The sequence below is a fragment of the Nonomuraea sp. NPDC049480 genome (assembly GCF_044465905.1).
Taxonomy (GTDB): Bacteria; Actinomycetota; Actinomycetes; order Streptosporangiales; family Streptosporangiaceae; genus Nonomuraea.
In genome coordinates, this window is record NZ_JBITMD010000006.1 from 275,962 (window position 1) to 293,150 (window position 17,189).

Annotated in this window: 19 protein-coding genes; 6 read left to right on the plus strand and 13 right to left on the minus strand. The window is 72.0% G+C overall.

Going from position 1 to position 17,189, the window contains the following annotated elements:
* Window positions 1-2: 2 nt before the first annotated feature.
* On the plus strand, window positions 3-917 hold the full coding sequence (locus tag ACIBX3_RS19845) for a hypothetical protein (protein ID WP_397118903.1): 915 nt from the start codon (window positions 3-5) through the stop codon (window positions 915-917).
* Here the strand turns inward: ACIBX3_RS19845 and ACIBX3_RS19850 are convergent.
* From ACIBX3_RS19850 to ACIBX3_RS19860, 3 genes are all read right to left on the minus strand, one after another.
* Complete coding sequence (locus ACIBX3_RS19850; RefSeq protein WP_397118905.1) at window positions 872-2,047, minus strand: UDP-N-acetylglucosamine--N-acetylmuramyl-(pentapeptide) pyrophosphoryl-undecaprenol N-acetylglucosamine transferase; 1,176 nt, start codon at window positions 2,045-2,047, stop codon at window positions 872-874. The two genes, ACIBX3_RS19845 and ACIBX3_RS19850, sit on opposite strands and share 46 nt — an antisense overlap.
* A gap of 4 nt (window positions 2,048-2,051) precedes the next feature.
* Window positions 2,052-2,867 carry a formylglycine-generating enzyme family protein gene (locus ACIBX3_RS19855; protein ID WP_397119326.1) on the minus strand — a complete coding sequence of 272 codons (816 nt, stop codon included), beginning with the start codon at window positions 2,865-2,867 and terminating at the stop codon, window positions 2,052-2,054.
* Window positions 2,868-3,440: 573 nt separating this feature from the next.
* Window positions 3,441-4,370 (minus strand): GNAT family N-acetyltransferase, encoded by a 930-nt coding sequence (locus ACIBX3_RS19860; protein WP_397118907.1) that lies wholly within the window; start codon window positions 4,368-4,370, stop codon window positions 3,441-3,443.
* Between the two features lie 70 nt (window positions 4,371-4,440).
* On the opposite strand from ACIBX3_RS19860, the gene ACIBX3_RS19865 reads away from it, so the two are divergent.
* A complete protein-coding gene (locus ACIBX3_RS19865; RefSeq protein WP_397118909.1) occupies window positions 4,441-4,761 on the plus strand; it encodes an STAS domain-containing protein in 321 nt (106 codons plus the stop codon).
* Here the strand turns inward: ACIBX3_RS19865 and ACIBX3_RS19870 are convergent.
* Window positions 4,742-6,316 (minus strand): MDR family MFS transporter, encoded by a 1,575-nt coding sequence (locus tag ACIBX3_RS19870; protein WP_397118911.1) that lies wholly within the window; start codon window positions 6,314-6,316, stop codon window positions 4,742-4,744. The two genes, ACIBX3_RS19865 and ACIBX3_RS19870, sit on opposite strands and share 20 nt — an antisense overlap.
* Before the next feature lie 101 nt (window positions 6,317-6,417).
* Between ACIBX3_RS19870 and ACIBX3_RS19875 the strand changes: the two genes are divergently transcribed.
* Window positions 6,418-6,963, plus strand: a complete 546-nt coding sequence (locus tag ACIBX3_RS19875; RefSeq protein ID WP_397118913.1) for a TetR/AcrR family transcriptional regulator — start codon at window positions 6,418-6,420, stop codon at window positions 6,961-6,963.
* An 89-nt stretch (window positions 6,964-7,052) separates the two neighbouring features.
* On the plus strand, window positions 7,053-7,484 hold the full coding sequence (locus ACIBX3_RS19880; protein WP_397118915.1) for an ATP-binding protein: 432 nt from the start codon (window positions 7,053-7,055) through the stop codon (window positions 7,482-7,484).
* 3 nt (window positions 7,485-7,487) lie between these two features.
* Here the strand turns inward: ACIBX3_RS19880 and ACIBX3_RS19885 are convergent, their stop codons facing one another.
* The 7 genes from ACIBX3_RS19885 to ACIBX3_RS19915 all read right to left on the minus strand — a co-directional run bounded on the left by ACIBX3_RS19885 (window position 7,488) and on the right by ACIBX3_RS19915 (window position 14,493).
* A complete protein-coding gene (locus ACIBX3_RS19885) occupies window positions 7,488-7,850 on the minus strand; it encodes a hypothetical protein (protein ID WP_397118917.1) in 363 nt (120 codons plus the stop codon).
* Window positions 7,851-7,908: 58 nt separating this feature from the next.
* A complete protein-coding gene (locus ACIBX3_RS19890) occupies window positions 7,909-8,886 on the minus strand; it encodes a Ppx/GppA family phosphatase (RefSeq protein WP_397118919.1) in 978 nt (325 codons plus the stop codon).
* A 90-nt stretch (window positions 8,887-8,976) separates the two neighbouring features.
* Window positions 8,977-10,290: an AAA family ATPase gene (locus tag ACIBX3_RS19895; RefSeq protein WP_397118921.1), complete on the minus strand. Its 1,314-nt coding sequence runs from the start codon at window positions 10,288-10,290 to the stop codon at window positions 8,977-8,979.
* Complete coding sequence (locus tag ACIBX3_RS19900) at window positions 10,287-11,714, minus strand: hypothetical protein (protein WP_397118923.1); 1,428 nt, start codon at window positions 11,712-11,714, stop codon at window positions 10,287-10,289. The genes ACIBX3_RS19895 and ACIBX3_RS19900 overlap by 4 nt, the downstream gene beginning before the upstream one ends.
* Window positions 11,711-12,955 (minus strand): hypothetical protein, encoded by a 1,245-nt coding sequence (locus ACIBX3_RS19905; protein WP_397118925.1) that lies wholly within the window; start codon window positions 12,953-12,955, stop codon window positions 11,711-11,713. Before ACIBX3_RS19905 ends, ACIBX3_RS19900 begins: the two co-directional genes overlap by 4 nt.
* Window positions 12,952-13,728, minus strand: a complete 777-nt coding sequence (locus tag ACIBX3_RS19910) for a hypothetical protein (protein WP_397118927.1) — start codon at window positions 13,726-13,728, stop codon at window positions 12,952-12,954. The genes ACIBX3_RS19905 and ACIBX3_RS19910 overlap by 4 nt, the downstream gene beginning before the upstream one ends.
* 84 nt (window positions 13,729-13,812) lie before the next feature.
* Window positions 13,813-14,493 carry a class I SAM-dependent methyltransferase gene (locus tag ACIBX3_RS19915; RefSeq protein ID WP_397118929.1) on the minus strand — a complete coding sequence of 227 codons (681 nt, stop codon included), beginning with the start codon at window positions 14,491-14,493 and terminating at the stop codon, window positions 13,813-13,815.
* A 158-nt stretch (window positions 14,494-14,651) separates the two neighbouring features.
* On the opposite strand from ACIBX3_RS19915, the gene ACIBX3_RS19920 reads away from it, so the two are divergent.
* Together ACIBX3_RS19920 and ACIBX3_RS19925 are read left to right on the plus strand one after the other, a co-directional pair.
* Window positions 14,652-15,092, plus strand: a complete 441-nt coding sequence (locus ACIBX3_RS19920; RefSeq protein ID WP_397118931.1) for a hypothetical protein — start codon at window positions 14,652-14,654, stop codon at window positions 15,090-15,092.
* Complete coding sequence (locus ACIBX3_RS19925; protein ID WP_397118933.1) at window positions 15,089-15,745, plus strand: TetR family transcriptional regulator; 657 nt, start codon at window positions 15,089-15,091, stop codon at window positions 15,743-15,745. Before ACIBX3_RS19920 ends, ACIBX3_RS19925 begins: the two co-directional genes overlap by 4 nt.
* Here ACIBX3_RS19925 and ACIBX3_RS19930 read toward each other — a convergent pair.
* Both ACIBX3_RS19930 and ACIBX3_RS19935 read right to left on the minus strand, forming a co-directional pair.
* Complete coding sequence (locus ACIBX3_RS19930; protein WP_397118935.1) at window positions 15,651-16,472, minus strand: ABC transporter permease; 822 nt, start codon at window positions 16,470-16,472, stop codon at window positions 15,651-15,653. The two genes, ACIBX3_RS19925 and ACIBX3_RS19930, sit on opposite strands and share 95 nt — an antisense overlap.
* On the minus strand, window positions 16,469-17,188 hold the full coding sequence (locus ACIBX3_RS19935) for an ABC transporter ATP-binding protein (protein WP_397118937.1): 720 nt from the start codon (window positions 17,186-17,188) through the stop codon (window positions 16,469-16,471). Before ACIBX3_RS19935 ends, ACIBX3_RS19930 begins: the two co-directional genes overlap by 4 nt.
* Between the last annotated feature and the right edge of the window lies 1 nt (window position 17,189).

Consider the following 17,189-nt stretch of genomic DNA (forward strand, 5'->3'; position numbering starts at 1 on the left):
TTGTGGCGGATGTGGTGGTAGATCCCGGAGTACCGCCGGACGACGCGCAGCTGCTGAGAGAGAGCCGGCGGGTGCTCATCAAGATGCGCCAGGGCTGGGTCCCGCAACCGCGCAGACTCCTGTCGAGCGCGCACTGGCGCATGGTGGCGGCCTTCGCCACCGTGGCCTTCTTCGGGCTGATGCTCGGTTTAGGCGCCGCGGGCAGGGGACTCGGCCTGCTCATGCTCGTGCTCTTCGGCATTCCCCTCATGATCGTGCTGTTCGTCCGCAACGACCTGCCGGGCGACGAGGAAGACGACTTCGAGCGCGACATCTACGAGCAGCTGCGCTGGTACGAGGGCCGCTATGTGCTGACCGACGACCTCGACGAGTCCTCCAGGAGGCTGCTCACCCGCGCCCAGCGGGCCATCGCGACCGTGACCGGCTCCCGGGTCAACACCGAAGGCCTGCTGGACGACGCGCGCAACGCGGTGATGCTGCCCGCCCAGGAGTGGGAGATCGCCCGGCTGCTGGCCAAGCTGTCGGCGCTGCGCGCCAAGCACAGGGAGACCGTCTCGCGGGGGCTCACGCCCGAGGTCGAGGCCGTGGCCGCGCCCCTGGCCCGCGCGCTCGACGGCAGCGAGGCCGCCGTGGTGGCCCGGGTCGAGGCGCTGGAACGTTACGCGGCCAACGTCACCGAGGCCGAGCGCGCCTACCGCGCCCACCAGCAGATCGAGGAGCTGCGCGGCCGGCTGCACCAGTACGAGGAGCTGGTGGCCGAGACCGGGGCGGACGGCTTCGCCGTACCCGAGCTGGAGCGGCTCGCCGCCGACGCCGACAGCCTCGAACAGGCGCTGAGGCGGAGCGTGAGCTCCGCCCGCGAGGTGTTCGGCTACCTCGACCCGGCCCCGCCGAAAGAGCCGGACGACGGGGACTGAGCCCCGCCGTGCGCCACTTCCAGCAGCAGGTCGCACAGCGCGTCGGCGGCGTCCACGCGGCCCAGCTTGGCGGCGGCCTGCCCCATCGACGCCCGCAACCCCGGATCGGCCAGCAACGGCATCAGCTCGGCCAGCAGCTGGCCGGCCGTCGGATGCGGCTCCAGCAGCGCTCGCGCCGCGCCCGCCGAGGCCAGGTAGGAGGCGTTCTTGCGCTGCTCGTCGCCGCCGGTCGGGATCAGCGGGATCAGCACGGCGGGCTTGCCGATGGCGGTCAGCTCCGAGACGGTCCCGGCGCCGCTGCGCGAGATCACCACGTCGGCGGCGGCGAACAGGTCGGCCAGCTCCCCGCCCACGTACGGCACCGGGTGGTAGCGCTCGGCCAGGTCGGCGGGCAGCTGGACGGCCCGCATGTGGTCGATCCAGGCGGGCCCGCACTGGTGCACGACCTGCGCGTGCGGCAGCAGCCGCGGCAGGATCTCCGTGATCAGCGTGTTGATCTGCTTGCTGCCCGTCGCGCCGCCCGTCACGTAGATCAGCGGCACCTCGAACGTCAGCCCGAACATGTCGTACGCCGCCGCCCGGTTGCCCTGCAGCAGCTCCGGCCTGATCGGATTGCCCGTCACCACCGCCTTCTTCCTGGCCGAGGCGGGCAGGTAGTCCAGCGACGACTCGTGTGACAGCGCGATCCTCGTCGCCAGCCTGGCCAGGATCCGGTTGGCCAGGCCCACCACGGTCGTCTGCTCGTGCATGACCAGCGGCCGCCGGATCAGCTTGGCCGCCACCCCGATGGGCACCGCCACGTAACCCCCCGTCGACAGCACCACGTCGGGCAGGTAGCGGGCCGCGTGCCCGATCGCCTGGAACACCCCCACCGGGATGCGGAACACGTCGGCGATGTTGGTGCCCAGCTCCTTGAGGTTCGGGCGGCGGCGCAGCTTGCCCGTGGTGATCGCCTTGAACGGGATGCCGTGCTCGGCCGTGATCCTGGCTTCCAGGCCGCTGGCCGTGCCGACCCAGAGCACGTCGTGCGGCACCCGGCGGCGCTGGACGGCCGACAGAGTGGTCAGGGCCGGATAGGTGTGACCACCGGTGCCGCCGCCGGTGATCAACAGTCGCAGGGTTCGTGACATGCGATCAGCGTATTGCCGCACAGCGGAAACCGGTGTGTCCGGTCGAGGAGTCCGGGGTGTTGGCGGTGCGGGCGGCCACCCGGTAGCGGTTGCAGTAGGAGTCGTGGCACAGGTACGACCCGCCGCGGATCACCTTCGCCGCGCCCTCGGCGGGCCCGCCCGGGTTCTCGGCGTACGGCTCCCAGGTCGTGCCCCACCAGTCGGCGGTCCACTCCCACACGTTGCCGGACACGTTGTAGAGGCCGTGCCCGTTGGGCTGGAACGACTTGACCGGCATCGTCCCCTTGCTCGGCGCGGCCGGGAAGCGCCCCTGCCAGATGTTGCACCGCTGCCGCCCCTTGGGCGCCAGCTCGTCGCCCCACGGGAACCTCTTCTGCTCCAGTCCGCCGCGGGCCGCCATCTCCCATTCCGCCTCCGTGGGCAGCCGCTTGCCGGCCCACGCGGCGTACGCGGTGGCGTCGTGCCACGACACGTGCACGACCGGGTGGTTCTGCCGGTCGCCGATCGACGAGCCCGGACCCTCGGGCGAGCGCCACGTGGCCCCCTCCACGCCCGCCCACCAGGGCGCCCCCGGCACGGTCGCGTCCATCACCCCGGCCGTGGCGAACTGCCGGAACACGAACGACCACCCGATCCGCTCGGCCTCGGTGACGTAGCCGGTCTCCTTGACGAACGTGGCGAACTGCGCGTTCGTCACGCACGTCGGATCGATCATGAACGGGTCCAGCCGCACCTCCCTGACCGGCCCTTCGCCGTCCTCGGGGCGGCCGTCGGGGTCGTTCCCGCCCATGAGGAACGTACCGCCGGGAATGCGGACCATCCCGCGCGGCGCCGTGCGCCGCACGGTGATCACTGGTTCCTGGTGCGTCCCGGCGGCGCCCTCCCTGCCCGGACCACAGCAAGCGCTCACAGATCCCCCAAACGTGTCATCCGGCCTTCTCCGTGGATACTCCGGCCTTCAAGCCGGAGAGGAACCGGACTCCCTGCTCCGCTCGCGCGGGTGACACCCTCGCTACCAGATGAGGCGGTGAGGGTCTCCCCTCGACCAGGTGGGCACTCCGTTGCCCGGAGGCCTCCGCGCCCCGTTTCGTCCCTGCTCCGGGGTCGGCGGAGTGGATCTGCTGAGGTGTGTCCAACATAGCCACCAAGGCCACCTCCTTGTGCGTGGTGGCTGGATGCGGATGCGATGGCGTGCACGCGTGCAAGGGTAGCGGGGCAGAGCCATCACCAAGGGGTGCCACGATGAGCGGGCGCCGGCACGCCGCCGGCAGACCGGCGGGCCCTCCCCGCAGTGCGGCCTCAGCTTGCCGCAGAGGCTTCCCGGAGGCCGATCAAGCGCGCCATCGACTGTTGGTCAGGCGGCTCCGACGTCTGACCCACGTGTTCCATCGCCTCAGAGGCGGCGGCGCCAGACGTCGATGGCCAGGACCTGGCGCATGCCCGCCGACTCGTACAACCCCAGCGCCGGCGTGGTGTTGTTGGAGTCCACGTGCAGGATGGTCCCCTTGCGGCCGCGGGCGGCGTCGGCGGCGAACGCGTGGCGCAGCAGGAAGCGCCCCAGACCCCGGCCGCGGAACTCGGGCAGCACGGCCAGCGTGGCCACGTAACCGCAGTCCTCGTCCACCACGAACTGGTTGTTGCCGATGAGCACCGCCGCCGGCCTCCCGTCGAGGCGGGCGAGCGTGAGCTGGCTCCAGTCGGTGGTGCTCATCGCCTGCCGCCGCTCGTGCCACTGGTCGTAGTCCAGCTTGACGAAGCCGAAGTGCTGCGCGAAACCCTCCTGGTGGACCCGGTGGCCCTCGCGCCGGACCTCGTCGCTCTCGCCGCTGTGCAGCGTGAGCCCGGCCGGCGGGGCGGGCGGCTCGACGGGGCCGTCGTGGTCGATGCGCATGCGGTGGAAGCTGGTGGCCGGCTCGAAGCCGTGCTCCTTGGCGAGGGCCTGCTTGGCGTGGTCGGGGCGGTAGACGCCGATGTCCGCGGTGACGCCGTCGTGGCCGCGCTCGGCGGCCAGCTCGCGGGCGCGGGTGGTCACGGCGTCCCACAGCTCGCCGTGCAGCCCTTCGACACCCGGGCGGACGATCACCTCGATGTCCACCTTGTCGCTGTCGCCGTTGGCGCACGCCCAGGCCCAGGCCAGCAGAGTGCCGTCGGCGTCGCGGACGAGCCAGCCGTCCTTGCCGAGGTCGAAGCCGGGCTCGACCAGCTCGTCGGCGATGTCGTCCAGCGTCATGTCCGGCCGGCCGATCACCGCGGTGTCGTAGGCGGCGACGAGCTCGTGGATGACGGCGGCGTCCTCGGCCCGCGGCCGGCTGAAGGCGTACATGGGATGGCATTGTGCAGGGTTCGCCGCACCCGCGCCTCCCCTTTTTCCGCGGCTCGCTAAGCTGAGTGACGTGCTCGACAGGATGCCGCTGCGCATCGAGGTCGCCGCCCCCGACGCGGCGACCGTCGCGCTCGCGCTCAGCGGCGACCTCGACCACGGCTCGGTGTCCCAAGTCGCGGCCCTGACCTTCGCGGCGGGCTACCGCAGGATCGACGTGGACCTGTCGGCGCTCACCTTCATCGACTCCTCCGGCCTGGCCGCGCTCGTGGGCCTGCGGCAGCGGGCCGCGGACGCCGACGCCGTGGTCAACGTGGTGGCGTTGACGCCCTACCTGCGCGGCCTGTTCAAGATGACCGCGCTCGACCAGCTGTTCACTTTGCCGCCGGCGTGACGGGCTCCCCCTCAGGCGCTGCCTCCACCGGGTCGGCGCCGCGCAGCGGGATCTCCTTGATGAAGGCCGCCAGCACCGGCACCACCACCGCGAACGCGATGGCCCACCAGAAGACGCCGGAGATCGAGGTGGCCAGTGACTCCATCAGCCCGGTGCGCTGGGCCGCCGGCATCTGGGCGAGCGCCGCGGGGTCCATCCTGCCGCCGCCCGTGGCGATCCGCTCCGCCTCCTGCGGGCCGAACCTGCCGGTCAGCTCCGACAGGAAGTGGTTGTTGAAGATCGCGCCGAACAGCGACACGCCGAACGAGCCGCCGATCGACCGGAAGAACGTGCTCGCGCTGCTGGCCACACCCAGGTCCCGTTGCTCGACGCTGTTCTGGGCGATCAGCATGGTGGTCTGCATGAGGAAACCCATGCCGAGGCCGAGCACCGCGATGTAGACGCCGGTCAGCCAGGTGGGCGTGGTGACGTCCATCGTGGACAGCAGCCCCATGCCCGCCGCCATGCCGACCCCGCCGATCACCGGGTAGATCTTGTACTTGCCGGTGCTGGTGATGGCCTTGCCGACGAACAGCGACACGACCATGGCCGCGCCCATCATCGGCAGGAGCAGCAGGCCGGAGTTGGTGGCGCTGGCGCCCTGCACGGTCTGCTGGAACAGCGGCAGGAAGTTGATCGCGCCGAACATGGCGAAGCCGAGCAGGAACCCGATGACGGAGATCAGCGTGAAGTTGCGGTTCCCGAACAGCTGCAGCGGCATGATCGGCTCTGCGGCCTTGCGCTCGACGAGCACGAACGCCGCCAGCGTGAGCACGGCGACCGCGGCCAGGGCGAGGATCTGCCAGGAGCCCCACGCGTACTGGTTGCCGCCCCACGTCGTGATGAGGACCATCGCGGTGATGCTGACCGACAGCAGGATCGCGCCCGCCCAGTCGATGCGCACGCGGTTGTGCAGCTTGGGCAGGCGCAGGTTCGTCACGATGAGGACCAGCGCGACCGCGCCGACCGGCAGGTTCACGTAGAAGGCCCAGCGCCAGTCGAGGTGGTCGGTGATGAAGCCGCCGACCAGCGGGCCGGCGATCATCGCCAGCGACATGACGCCGGCCATGACTCCCTGGTACTGGCCGCGCTCGCGGGGCGGCACCAGGTCGCCGATGATCGCCATGACGTTCACGATCAGGCCGCCCGCGCCGAGCCCCTGTATCGCGCGGAACGCGATCAGCTGGGCCATGCCGCCGTCCGGCCCGCCGAGCAGCGACGACCCGGCCATGCCGCACAGCGCGGAGCCGATCATGAAGAGGACGATCGAGATCAAGAAGATGGTCTTGCGCCCGTACAGGTCGCCGATCTTGCCCCAGATGGGGGTCGAGACGGTGGTGCCCAGCACGTACGCCGTCACGACCCAGGACAGATGCGACAGACCCCCGAGCTCTCCCACGATCCGCGGCATGGCCGTGCCCACGATCATGTTGTCCAGCATCGCCAGCACCATCGCCAGCATCAGCCCCGGCAACACGACCATGACCTCTTTGCGTCGTCCGACTGCCTCCGCCACCGCACACCCCCCAGCTTCGAGATCTTGCTTACTTGCCGACCGGCAAGCATAGAATAAGGTAAATACTTACCTGTCGGCCGTCAAGTTGAAATAGGTGCAAAGTGCGGGAAGACACACGGACGCGAATTCAGGAGGTCGCGCTGCGGCTCTTCACCGAGCAGGGGTACGAGGCGACCTCGCTGCGGGAGATCGCCGAGGAGCTCGGTGTGACCAAGGCCGCCCTCTACTACCACTTCAAGACCAAGGACGACATCGTGGCGAGCCTGGTCGATCTCCGCATCGCCGAGATCGAGGACCTGCTCGCCTGGGCCAAATCCCAGCCGAAGACCCTGGAGATGCGGCGCGAGCTGCTGGAGCGCTACGCCGAGAACCTCAAACTGCCCCGCACCCTCCAGGTCGCGAGATTCCTGGAGCGCAACCAGACGGCGATGCGCGACCATCCGAAGATCGCGAAGATGCGCGAGACGATGCTGGCGCTGACGGCGGAGATGAGCGAGCCGGGCGACCCCGCCGTGGACCGGATCAGCCGGGCGCTCGCGCTGTTCGCGCTGCACGCGGGCAAGTGGCTGACGCTGCAGGACGATCTCACCGAGGACGAGGTCGACAAGGCCTGCAGAGAAGTGGCCAGGCGACTGCTGGAGATATGACTTTTCCGGACTTTTAACCCCGAATGGGACGATTGGCGAACTGGATCGGGGGCAGGAGGCACGGACGCATCCAGACGGGAGGAGGCTCAGTGGAGGCCACGATAGCGCTCCGACTGCCCAGGGATGCGGCGAGCGTCCCGCTGATCAGGCAGATGCTGGACGGCACGCTGCGGTCGCTCGGCGTCGAGCCGCAGATCCGCGACGACATCGAACTCATGCTCACCGAGGCCTGCGCCAACGTGGTCAGGCATGCCGCGCCCAGCGACGAATACACCGTCAGCGCGGCCGTCCACGATCACCTGTGCGTCATCAGGGTCGTGGACACGGGGAACGGCTTCGACCCGCGCAAGATCGTCGATCCGGAGCCGGGGGCCGAGCACGGACGTGGCCTGCAGATCATGCGCGCGCTCGCCGACGACATCCGCTTCGCCAACAGACGCGATAACGGGGCCATGGTGTGCCTGGAGAAACGGCTGCGGTACGCGCCGGGCTCGGCGGGCCCGCACCTCATGACCAAGTGACCCCTACAGCCGCTCCATCGGCCGGCGGCCGCGGCGCCCGGAGCGGCGCGGGGCCCCGCCGAGGCGCCGGCGCTCCGGGGCCTCGTCTTCAGGCGCCGGGCCGCCGAGCCGGAAGCGCCGCCGCAGCCGCGGCGTCGCGCCGCTGAGCTCCGCCCGCCGCCGTTCGGGCACCGTGCTCCCGCTGAGCTTCAAGGTCAGCCCTGCCTCCCTGCGGGTCAGCCGCCGCCAGAGCCCGCGCCAGTCGGTCATCGACCCCGCCAAGGCCGCGAGCGCGACCAGGGCGACCACCGAGATGATGAGGACGGACAGGACGATCAGCAGGAGGACGACCAGCAGCGATCCGATGGTGCCCAGCACTTCCACCATTTGGCGGAAATTGCCCGCCGTTCGGCGGTCTATGCCGATATTTGGGGCTATATCGCCCTTACTTGGACGCGACGGTCGAGCCGGTCGAGGCGGTGGACTGGTCATGACGTCCGGGCAGGAGATCCAGCCGGCGCAGTATCACGCCCTCGCGCAACGCCCACGGGCACACCTCGAGCCGATCCACCTCGAACAGGTCCATGGCCGCGTCGGCCACCAGCGCCCCGGCCGCCAGCTGCGCCGCCCTTCCCTCGGACACGCCGGCGAGCTCCGCCCGCTCGCTCGCCGTCATGGTGGTGAGCTTGACCGCCCAGTCGGCCATGTTCTCCCTGGACAGCGAGCGCGGCACGTACGGGCCGTCGCTGGAGGGCGCCGCCCCGGCGATCCTGGCCAGCTGCTTGAAGGTCTTGGAGGTGGCCACCGCGCGGTCGGGCTCGCCGAACCGGGCGACGTCGCCGACGGTGCGGGCGATCTCGGTGCGTACGTGCTTGCGCAGCTTGCGCACCTCGTCGGCGGACGGCGGGTCGGCGGTGAACCAGTCGCGGGTCAGCCGCCCCGCGCCCAGCGGCAGCGACACGGCCACGTCGGGCTCCTCGTCCACCCCGGCGGCGATCTCCAGCGAGCCGCCCCCGATGTCGAAGGCCAGCAGCCGTCCCGACGACCAGCCGAACCACCGGCGCACGGCCAGGAACGTCAGGCGGGCCTCGTCGCGCCCGGACAGCACCTCGATGTGCACGCCGCAGCCGTCCTCGACGCGCGCCAGCACCTCCTCGCCGTTGACCGCCTCGCGCACGGCCGAGGTGGCGAAGGCCAGCAGGTCCTCCACCCCCTTGTCCTCGGCCATGCGCACGGCCTCCTCGACGAAGGCGCACAACCGCTCGACGCCCTTGTCCTGCAGCCGGTTGTCCTTCCCCAGGTACTCCGTCAGGCGGAGCCCCTCCTTGTGGGAGTAGGCGGGCATCGGCCGGGCGCCCCGATGGGCGTCGACGACGAGTAGGTGGACGGTGTTCGAGCCGATGTCCAGCACGCCGAGTCGCATGGACAAACGCTACCGTTCCACCGCATTCGCGGCGAAGAGGAGGGCGAAGGAGTCGAAGGTGGCGGGCAGAGGATCCTCCAGCGTACGGCCTCAACGTGGAGCCTCCATCGGAGGCTTGGGCAGATGCTCAATGCGATGCCGGGACAGGTGCTCCAGGACCGACTGGTTGGCCTCCCAGCCGTCCGGGAACTTCACCGGCACGCCCAGCTGCACCGGCTCCGCCGACGGATGCGCGTCCAGCAGCTCCGCGATCCCGGCCCTGGCCACCACCACGCACGCGTGCCGGTGGCGGGACGCGAGCACGCACAGCCGCCCCGACTCCAGGTGGAACGCCGTCGCGTCCCGCCGCCCTGACAGCGGGTGCAGGACGATCGTCACGTCGTACTCGCGCCCCTGGAGCCGGTTCGCCGTGTCCACGGTGATCTCGGGCGGCAAGCCGGCGGCGCGGATGGCCGCCACCTGGTCGCGGTGGGCGGCCCCCACGGCGATCCGGTCCGCCGTCACCGGGCGCTCGCCCTGCTCCGAGCTCGCCACCGCGCCTCGCTGCAGCAGCCGCGCCGCCAGCAGCGCGACCGCCTGCACGGCCTCCCCGTCGGTACGCACGGTGTGCCGGTTCGGCAGCTCCAGCAACGCCCACCCCGACCGGGCCGCCTCCTCCAGCGCCCGGTCGTGCACGGTCCCCATGCCGCCCGTGGCCAGCTCCAGCCGCCGATCCCCGTGCCCGGTCCCCGACCGGAACCCGGTGAACGGGTAGAACGCCCGCGACACCACGGGCGCCGCCGACGCCGGCAGCCGCCACGACACCGGCAGCCGGTGCACGGGCAGGTCCGGGTTGTGCCGCAGCAGCACCGACACCGCGCTCTGCAGCGGGTCCCACGACAGCCCCGACCACCGGTCGCCGTCCACGATCGAGAACGGGTCCAGCTGCCCCGGATCGCCCACGAACAGCGCCCGCTCGAACAGCGCGGCGATCCGCAGCAGCTTGTCCGAGCGCATCTGGTACGCCTCGTCCACGATCGCCCACGGCCACACCCGGTCGCCGACCCACGCCCACTTGTCGGCCGTGGCGATGACGATGTCCGGGTCGCCGAGGTCCTGGACCCGGGTGCCGAACCGGACGCCGGGCAGCTCCAGCATCCGCAGCGGCGGCACGTACCCGCTCGCCGACAGCCGTCCCACGGTCAGCCGCGGGTGCTTGCCGGTGATCCTGACCACCAGGTCGTCGACCTGCTCGTTCGTCTGGGCGACGATCATCAGCGGCTCGCCGGTGGCCGCGATGTGCGCGGCGGCGCGTACGACGAGGGTGGACTTGCCCGCACCCGGCGGCGAGTCGACGACGACGCCCCGGTGCCGGGGCAGGTCCGCCAGCACGTCCGCGATGACCTGCTCCGGGCTGCCGGTCACGACCACTCCTCCTGGGCGTCCTCGTCGTCGGGCACGTACTGCTGCGGCGGCCCGCCGTGCGTCCACGGCGTGGCCTCGGCGTCGGGCAGCGCGGCCGAGCCCTGGAAGTCGTCGGTGAGCGAGGTGTAGCAGACCCGCTCGCCGATCTCCGGCACCGCCCCGGGCGCGGCCGTCTTGCCCCGGCCCATGCCTTTGGTGATCTTCACGGTGACCAGTCCCTCGTCCGCGGACACGAGCTCGGCGCCCTGGGCGCGGCGCTGCGGGGTGCCGAGCGAGGTGCCGGGCGCGAGGCGTACCGGGTCGTCGGTTTTGATCACCACCAGGGGGCGGAGCTTGCGGGAGCGGCCCTCGCCCTCGACGTTGTCGGGGACGGTGTCGATGACCTCGCCGGCGAACGCCTCCCCGGTGAGGCGGTACTCGGCCATGATCAGGGGGTCGTCGTAGGCGCGCTGCACGTCGTACGCGGCCTGGGCGCGCTCCATGCGGGCCAGCTTGGCGGCCGCGGCGACCGCGCCGTCGCGGCGGGGCTGCGGCGGCGAGCCCTCGGCGATGCTCGTCGCCATGCCGCTGAAGGAGCCCCGGTCCTGCTCCCACCGCTGCGCCACGCTCGCGCCCGCCTCCAGCCCGGCCAGCAGGTCGATCGCCTGCCACATGAGCCGCCAGGTGGGCTCCAGCTGGCTGCGCAGCGCCTCGGTGATGCGCTCGGGCGACCCGCTCTCGATGGCCGGCGCGAGCACCTCCGCGTCGAACCCCGGGTCGGTCGCGGGCCCGGCCGGCGGCCAGATCAGCGGATCCTCGGCGTCGTCGCCCGGCCCGTCGGTGATCCAGCCGAGCAGCGCGGCCAGGTTCGCGTCCTCCAGCGAGCTCTGCCCGCTGGCCCAGTGCCGGCCCAGCTCCTCGGTCGCGGCCAGCATGAGCGACGAGCCGGGGTACGCGGCCCGCTCCGCGAAGTACGTCAGCCACCGCCCCAGCAGCGGCAGCTCGGCGGGCACGGGGTAGGGCCCGTCGGCGCGGCGGAAGCGGGTGGAGCGGCCGAGGAGCCTGGTGAACGCCACGCCGGCGGCGTTCGGCACGACGAGCTGCGGCGCGTCCAGGGCCCGCTCGTAGGGGTCCGCGTTGCGCCGCTCGACGGTCTCGGTGTCGTGCAGGAAGCCCTCGACGTACGGCAGCAGCACCCCGGCCAGCTCAGCCGCCCAGGCGAAGCGCAGGTCGCGGTTGCGCGGCTGGGTCACCACGAGCAGGCGCGGCCGGTCGCGGTCGGCGCCGAGCATGGCGGCCAGCGGGGCGGCGGCCTCGCCCGACAGCTTCAGCGGGACGAACACCATCGGCCGCTCCGACAGATGGCAGTGCCGGACGGTCGCGATAGGCTGCGCGATGCCCTCGTCCAGGGCCCGGAGCCGGGCGAGCGAGGTCAGCAGGCTCACGTCAGGCACTCCCTGCGCAGACGTTCGGCGTTGCGGAGCAGCCGGGCGATCTCCTCCTGGCCCTCGGCCGGATCGCGTACCCCGTCGGCCAGCCCGAGCGCCTCGGCCACCGAGGCGACGCCGCCCAGCTCGTCGCGCACCTGCCGGCCGAGCAGGTCGGACGCGCCCTCCTGGCGGGCCTCGTCGCGGCAGAAGAAGCACAGGTCGCAGGTGGACAGGCAGTCGGGCGCGTATCGTGCGGTGGTCCGGCGCAGCGCGTCGGCCAGCTCGGCGACCGGCCTGGCGGGCCGGCCGTCCTCGTCGGGCCGCAGGTCGAACGTGAGATCGTCGGGCAGCCCCGCCAGCAGCCGGTCGAGCGTGGTCATCCTGGTGAGCTGGCGCCGCAGCACGGCCAGCTGCCTGCGCACGTCGACCAAGGTGGCGACGGGGCGGTTGGCGAAGTTCTCCGGGCAGATCAGGACCACGTCGTGGGAGACCTTCAGCGGGTCATGGCCGAGGTCCTCCAGGAGGGTGCGCAGCGCCAGGACGTACACGGCCGCCTGCCGCGCCGCCGCGGCCACCGCCGACGGGTCGGCCTGCCCGTCGACCACCGCGAACGACTTGATCTCCACGATGTGGAAGCGGCCGCCGAGCTGGAAGGCCACCACGTCGGGCTCCAGGTAGGCGGTGTGGCCGGCGATCTGGAGGGTGAGCAGCGGGTGGTCGTAGAGCGTGCCCGCGTCCTGCTCGTCGCGCGCCGCGCGGTCGATGAGGGCGCGGGTGTGGGCGTGACGCAGGTGGGCGCCGACGTTCTCGACGTCGTGGTAGGCCACCTCGGAGATCGGCAGGCCGAGCAGCTCGCGCAGCATCCGCAGCAGCTCCGCGCACCCGTCGGCCTTGACCAGCGACTCGAACACGTTGCCGCGCGTGATCGCGAACGGTGACTGCCCGAACGGCGCGGGGAAGCCCAGGTGCCGGGCCGTGGCGTCCTTGTCGACCCCGGCGCCGTCCATGAGGGCGCGGCGGCTGCAGCCGGGGTTGGCGGCCAGGGCCGCGATGGCGCGGGCGTCGTGCGGCCGCGGCGGCGTCGTCCCCCGCAGCGCGTCGAGCCGATGCTGCGCGTTCATGGCCTCACTCCGTGAGGCGGGCTCGGTCGCCACATGCCGCCGCTTTCCCCCGTCGCTCTGGTCGCTCCGCTCCCGCCGCTCCTCCTCCAGCGACGGCACTCCCTCGCGGTCGCCTTCGCGCTTCAAGCCGCTCAACTGACGTACTCCTTCTTGATCGTGCTCAGCGTAGCGGCGCCGAACAGGCCGGCGACGTCATCCAGCTGCTCAGCGGCGCGTCGTGCCAGCTCGGCGCGGTCGCGCGTGTCGCGCTCGGCGTGTACGGCGAGCTCGGCGCGGGCCGCGTCGGCCACCCGCCCCGGGTCCGGCGGGCCCAGCGCGCCGGAGCCCGCGGTGGCTCCGGGGATGTTCCTGGCCATGCGGAGGAGTAACCGGGTCGCCCGCTCGTCCTCGGTCTCGTGCGAGGCCACCGCGATGGCACAGGTCAGGAAGTCGACGCGGGGGCTGAGCGGGCCGACGACGCGCCGCTCCAGCGGCCAGGTGCTGAGCGTGAGCAGGCCGCGGGCGGGGGAGAGGCGATCGGTCAGCGCCGCGCACAGGTAGTACGGCCGGCCGTACGGCGCGGACCGGAACGAGCGCTCCTCGTCCCTGCGCAGGCTGGTGAGCTGGTTGCTGCGGATCGTGCCGCCGAGGAACGCCTCGCTGACGGCCACGATCAGCCTCGGCTGGGCAGCCGCCCCGAGCAGCCGCAGCCCCTGGTGGACCTGCTCGCGCACGGTGGCCAGCCGGGGCGGCTCGGCCGCGGCCTTCGGCTGCTCGCCGCTGACCAGGGCGTCCCAGGCGCGCTCGGCGGTACGGAGCTCGGCCCGCAGCACACGGGCCGTGGCGCCGTCCTTGGACCGCATGGCCGTGCGTACGCCGGCCCGCAGCTCGTCGATCCGGCGCTCGAGATCGTCCAGCCGGTCACTCATGCGCGCGACTGTATCAACAGTCCCAGTATTTTCCAGTAATTTCGCGACATCGTCGCGAGGCTGTGATCTACGACGTAAAGGCGGCTAGGACGCAGGCGTCGCGAGCACCCACGTCCGGTCCTCGGTGAGGAACCGGTCGAGCCGGAGCCCGGCGGCCGTGAGGTCGGCCGCCAGGTCGTCGTCGGTGAGCCGCCTGGAGGAGAACGACTGGGTCCACACCTTGTCGTCCCCGTACGTGTACCGCATGGTCGCGTGGAAGATCCCGGGGGAGACCTGCTCCACGGCCGCCAGCCTGATCGTGACGTCCCCGTCGACCCGTCCCATGCCGGCCCGCCACTGGTCGTGCCGCTCGGCGGGCATCCACTGGATGAGCACCGCCCCGCCCGGCTCGGCGTGCCGCGCGCAGGTGTCGAGCAGCGCGCTCCGGACCGCGTCGTCGGTGGTGTTGACCAGCTGGGAGGCCAGCATGACCGTGTCGAAGCGCCGGTCGAGCCGCAGGTCCTCGACCCTCGCGAGCACGGCCTCGGCGCCGCGTACGCGGGCCAGCATCTCGGGGGATTCGTCGACGGCGACCACGTGGAAGCCGCGCTCGACGAGCGGGTGCGTCACCCGGCCCACGCCCGCGCCCAGCTCCAGCACGGAGCCGCCGGGCGGGGTCACCCGGGCGACGATCCCGGGCTCGCCGCCGGGCTTGAGGTGGCTGTAGAACTCGACTGGGGATCCGTCGGGGGTGATGGGCCCGGGGCCCGTGCCGGTGTTCGTCATGATCCGACGCTAACCCGCCGCCATCCGGAGACGGGACACCTCCGCGGCGGCGTTCGGGGCCCGCGGACGGGGTGCCCGCCTGGACGGTCGCGCCCGCCTGGACGGTCGCGTCCGCCGTCACATGCGTAATCAGCGGGGAAGGAGGGGACGAAGCCGGTGTGACCCGGGAGAGTCGTCATCTGATGGGAGCCGCCGCGGGTGTGGCCGCCCTCGTGCCGGTCTACTACCTGACCGAGGCGGGCGCCAAAGCCCTGCGCACGGGCGCGGCCGAGGCCGGTGCGTCGCCCGCCGGGCTGGGGTGCCTGGCGGCCGTGGCGCTGATCGTCGCCGTCCTGGCCGTGTGGCCGGCGGCGGCGCTGGCGTGCGGGGTGCCGCTGGTGTCGGCGGGCGCGCTGTTCGCCCTCGACGCCGAGGCCGCGCTGGGCGTGGCGGCCACCCTCCCCTGGCAGGGCCTGCCGTGGGACGGCCTGCCGCAGGTGGAGCTGGCCGAGCCGCCCGGCACGCTGGCCGGCTTGACCGGCCTGTACACGCTCATCGGCGCCCTGCTGGTGCTCTCGGCGCTGCTGCCCGCCCGTTTGCGATCTATCCTGAGCGCGTGAGCGGACGGGACCCGGATCGGCGCAGGGCGCTGCTGGACGCGGCCGACCGGGTCATCTCCAGCGAGGGCCCGGAGGTGTCGATGGCCGCCATCGCCGCCGCCGCGGGCGTCACCAAGCCCATTCTCTACCGCCACTTCGGCGACAAGAGCGGCCTGTACGAGGCACTCGCCGACCGGCACGTGCGCACGGTGATCGCGCAGCTGAGCCCGCGGTTCGCCGAGGCCGGGTCGGACCTGCGTGGCCGGGCCAGGGCCACGATCGGCGCCTACCTGGATCTGATCGCGGCCAACCTCAACCTCTACCGGTTCCTGTTCCACCGGGCCAGCGCCGAGGACTCCAGGATCCGCTCCCACATGACCTCCCTGGTGCGGGGCCTGGGCGAGGAGCTCGGCGGCGTGCTGGCGGCCGAGCGGGTGGTGGCGGACCCGGTGCGGGCGCAGGTGCTCGGGCACGCGTTCGTCGGCATGGTGCAGACGACCGGCGACTGGTGGCTGGAGCATCCCGAGGTGGATCGGGACCAGGTGGTGGAGGGGCTGGTGGACGTGATCGCGGCGGCGCTCAGTCCCCGAACCGGGAGAGCTTCCCGTGCCGCCGGGCGTACCCGAGGGCCCACGCGAACAGCCCCAGCGTCGCCGCCAGGTACGCCACGTTGAGCCCGGCGGCCCAGGCCAGCCGGTCCCACGGCACCGCGCCGCCCTCCAGGACCGTGCGCATGCCCTCGAAGACGTGGGAGGCGGGCAGGAACCACGCCACGGTCTGCAGCGGCGCGGGCAGCACGGAGACCGGGTAGAAGATCCCCGCCAGCGGCTGCACCACGAACACCAGCGACCAGGCGATGACCTGCGCGTTCTCGCCGAAGCGAAGCACCGCCGCGATGCCGACGAGGCCGAGCGACCAGCCGAGCACGAGCAACACGCCCATGAACGGCACCAGCCCCACGCCGAGGCTCGTCATCCCGAACCCGTAGAGGCCGAGCGCGAGCCCCGCCATCACCGCGACGGCGAAGGCCACCTTGCCCAGAGAGAACAGCACGAGCCCGACCAGGTATTCGACGCTGGACAGCGGGCTGACCTGCACGTTGAGCAGGTTGCGCGACCAGATGTCCTCGAGGAACGCGATCGAGATCTCGTTGCTGGCCTTCTGCAGCACCTGCCACAGCAGCACCGCGCCGAGCAGGAACGACACCACGAACGGCACCTTCTGCGCCTGCAGGAACAGCGTGACGAAACCCCACAGCACCAACTCGACGGTCGGCCAGAACAGGATCTCGAACATGCGGATCGGGCTGCGCCGCAGCGCCGCGAAGTCGCGCCGGACCACGCCCAGGACGCGCATGCGACGGGCGGCGAAGCCGAGCGGGGGCAGTGTGAGGGTCGTCATCCGCGTGCCACCTTCAAGAACACCTCTTCCAGGTCCTCGGCCCCGTAGTGGCCGGCCAGCTCCGCGGCGCTGCCGGCCGCCACGATGAGCCCGTCCGACATGAAGTGGATGCGGTCGCACATGCGCTCCACCTCCCGCATGTTGTGCGAGGTGATCAGCATGGCGCTGCCGTTCTCCTTGGCCAGGGCCGACAGCAGGCCGCGGATGCGGTCGCCGGCGTCGGGGTCGAGGTTGGCCGTGGGCTCGTCGAGCACCAGCAGCCGGGGCGCGTTGAGCAGCGCCTTGGCGAGCTGGACGCGGGTGCGCTGCCCGGACGACAGCGCCATGACCTGCCGCTTGCGGATGGGGCCCAGCTCGAACAGCTCGATCACCTCGTCCACGCGCTGCCGCGGGCGGCGTACGGCGTAGAGGCGGGCGAACGCGTCGAGCACCTCGCTCACCCGCAGCACGCCGGGCAGGTCGACGTAGCTGGCGGCGAAGTTGACCTGGCTGAGCGCCTCGGTCCGGTGCTGGGCCAGCTCCATCCCGAACAGCCTGATGCTGCCCGCGTCCGGGGTGATCAGGCCGAGCAGCATGTGCAGGGTGGTCGACTTGCCGGCGCCGTTGGGGCCGAGCAGCCCGACGACCTCGCCTTCGCCGACGGTGAGGCTCAGGTCGCGGACGGCCGTGACCGATCCGAACCGTTTGAGCAGATGGGACGCTTCCAGGATGGCCACC

Excerpts from the sequence above, each read along its gene's own strand:
- ACIBX3_RS19850 (WP_397118905.1), bottom strand. The coding sequence starts at position 2,047 with ATGTCACGAACCCTGCGACTGTTGATCACCGGCGGCGGCACCGGTGGT.
- ACIBX3_RS19860 (WP_397118907.1), bottom strand. The coding sequence starts at position 4,370 with ATGTACGCCTTCAGCCGGCCGCGGGCCGAGGACGCCGCCGTCATCCAC.
- ACIBX3_RS19915 (WP_397118929.1), bottom strand. The coding sequence starts at position 14,493 with ATGACGAACACCGGCACGGGCCCCGGGCCCATCACCCCCGACGGATCC.
- ACIBX3_RS19890 (WP_397118919.1), bottom strand. The coding sequence starts at position 8,886 with ATGCGACTCGGCGTGCTGGACATCGGCTCGAACACCGTCCACCTACTC.
- ACIBX3_RS19910 (WP_397118927.1), bottom strand. The coding sequence starts at position 13,728 with ATGAGTGACCGGCTGGACGATCTCGAGCGCCGGATCGACGAGCTGCGG.
- ACIBX3_RS19855 (WP_397119326.1), bottom strand. The coding sequence starts at position 2,867 with ATGGTCCGCATTCCCGGCGGTACGTTCCTCATGGGCGGGAACGACCCC.
- ACIBX3_RS19885 (WP_397118917.1), bottom strand. The coding sequence starts at position 7,850 with ATGGTGGAAGTGCTGGGCACCATCGGATCGCTGCTGGTCGTCCTCCTG.
- ACIBX3_RS19930 (WP_397118935.1), bottom strand. The coding sequence starts at position 16,472 with ATGACGACCCTCACACTGCCCCCGCTCGGCTTCGCCGCCCGTCGCATG.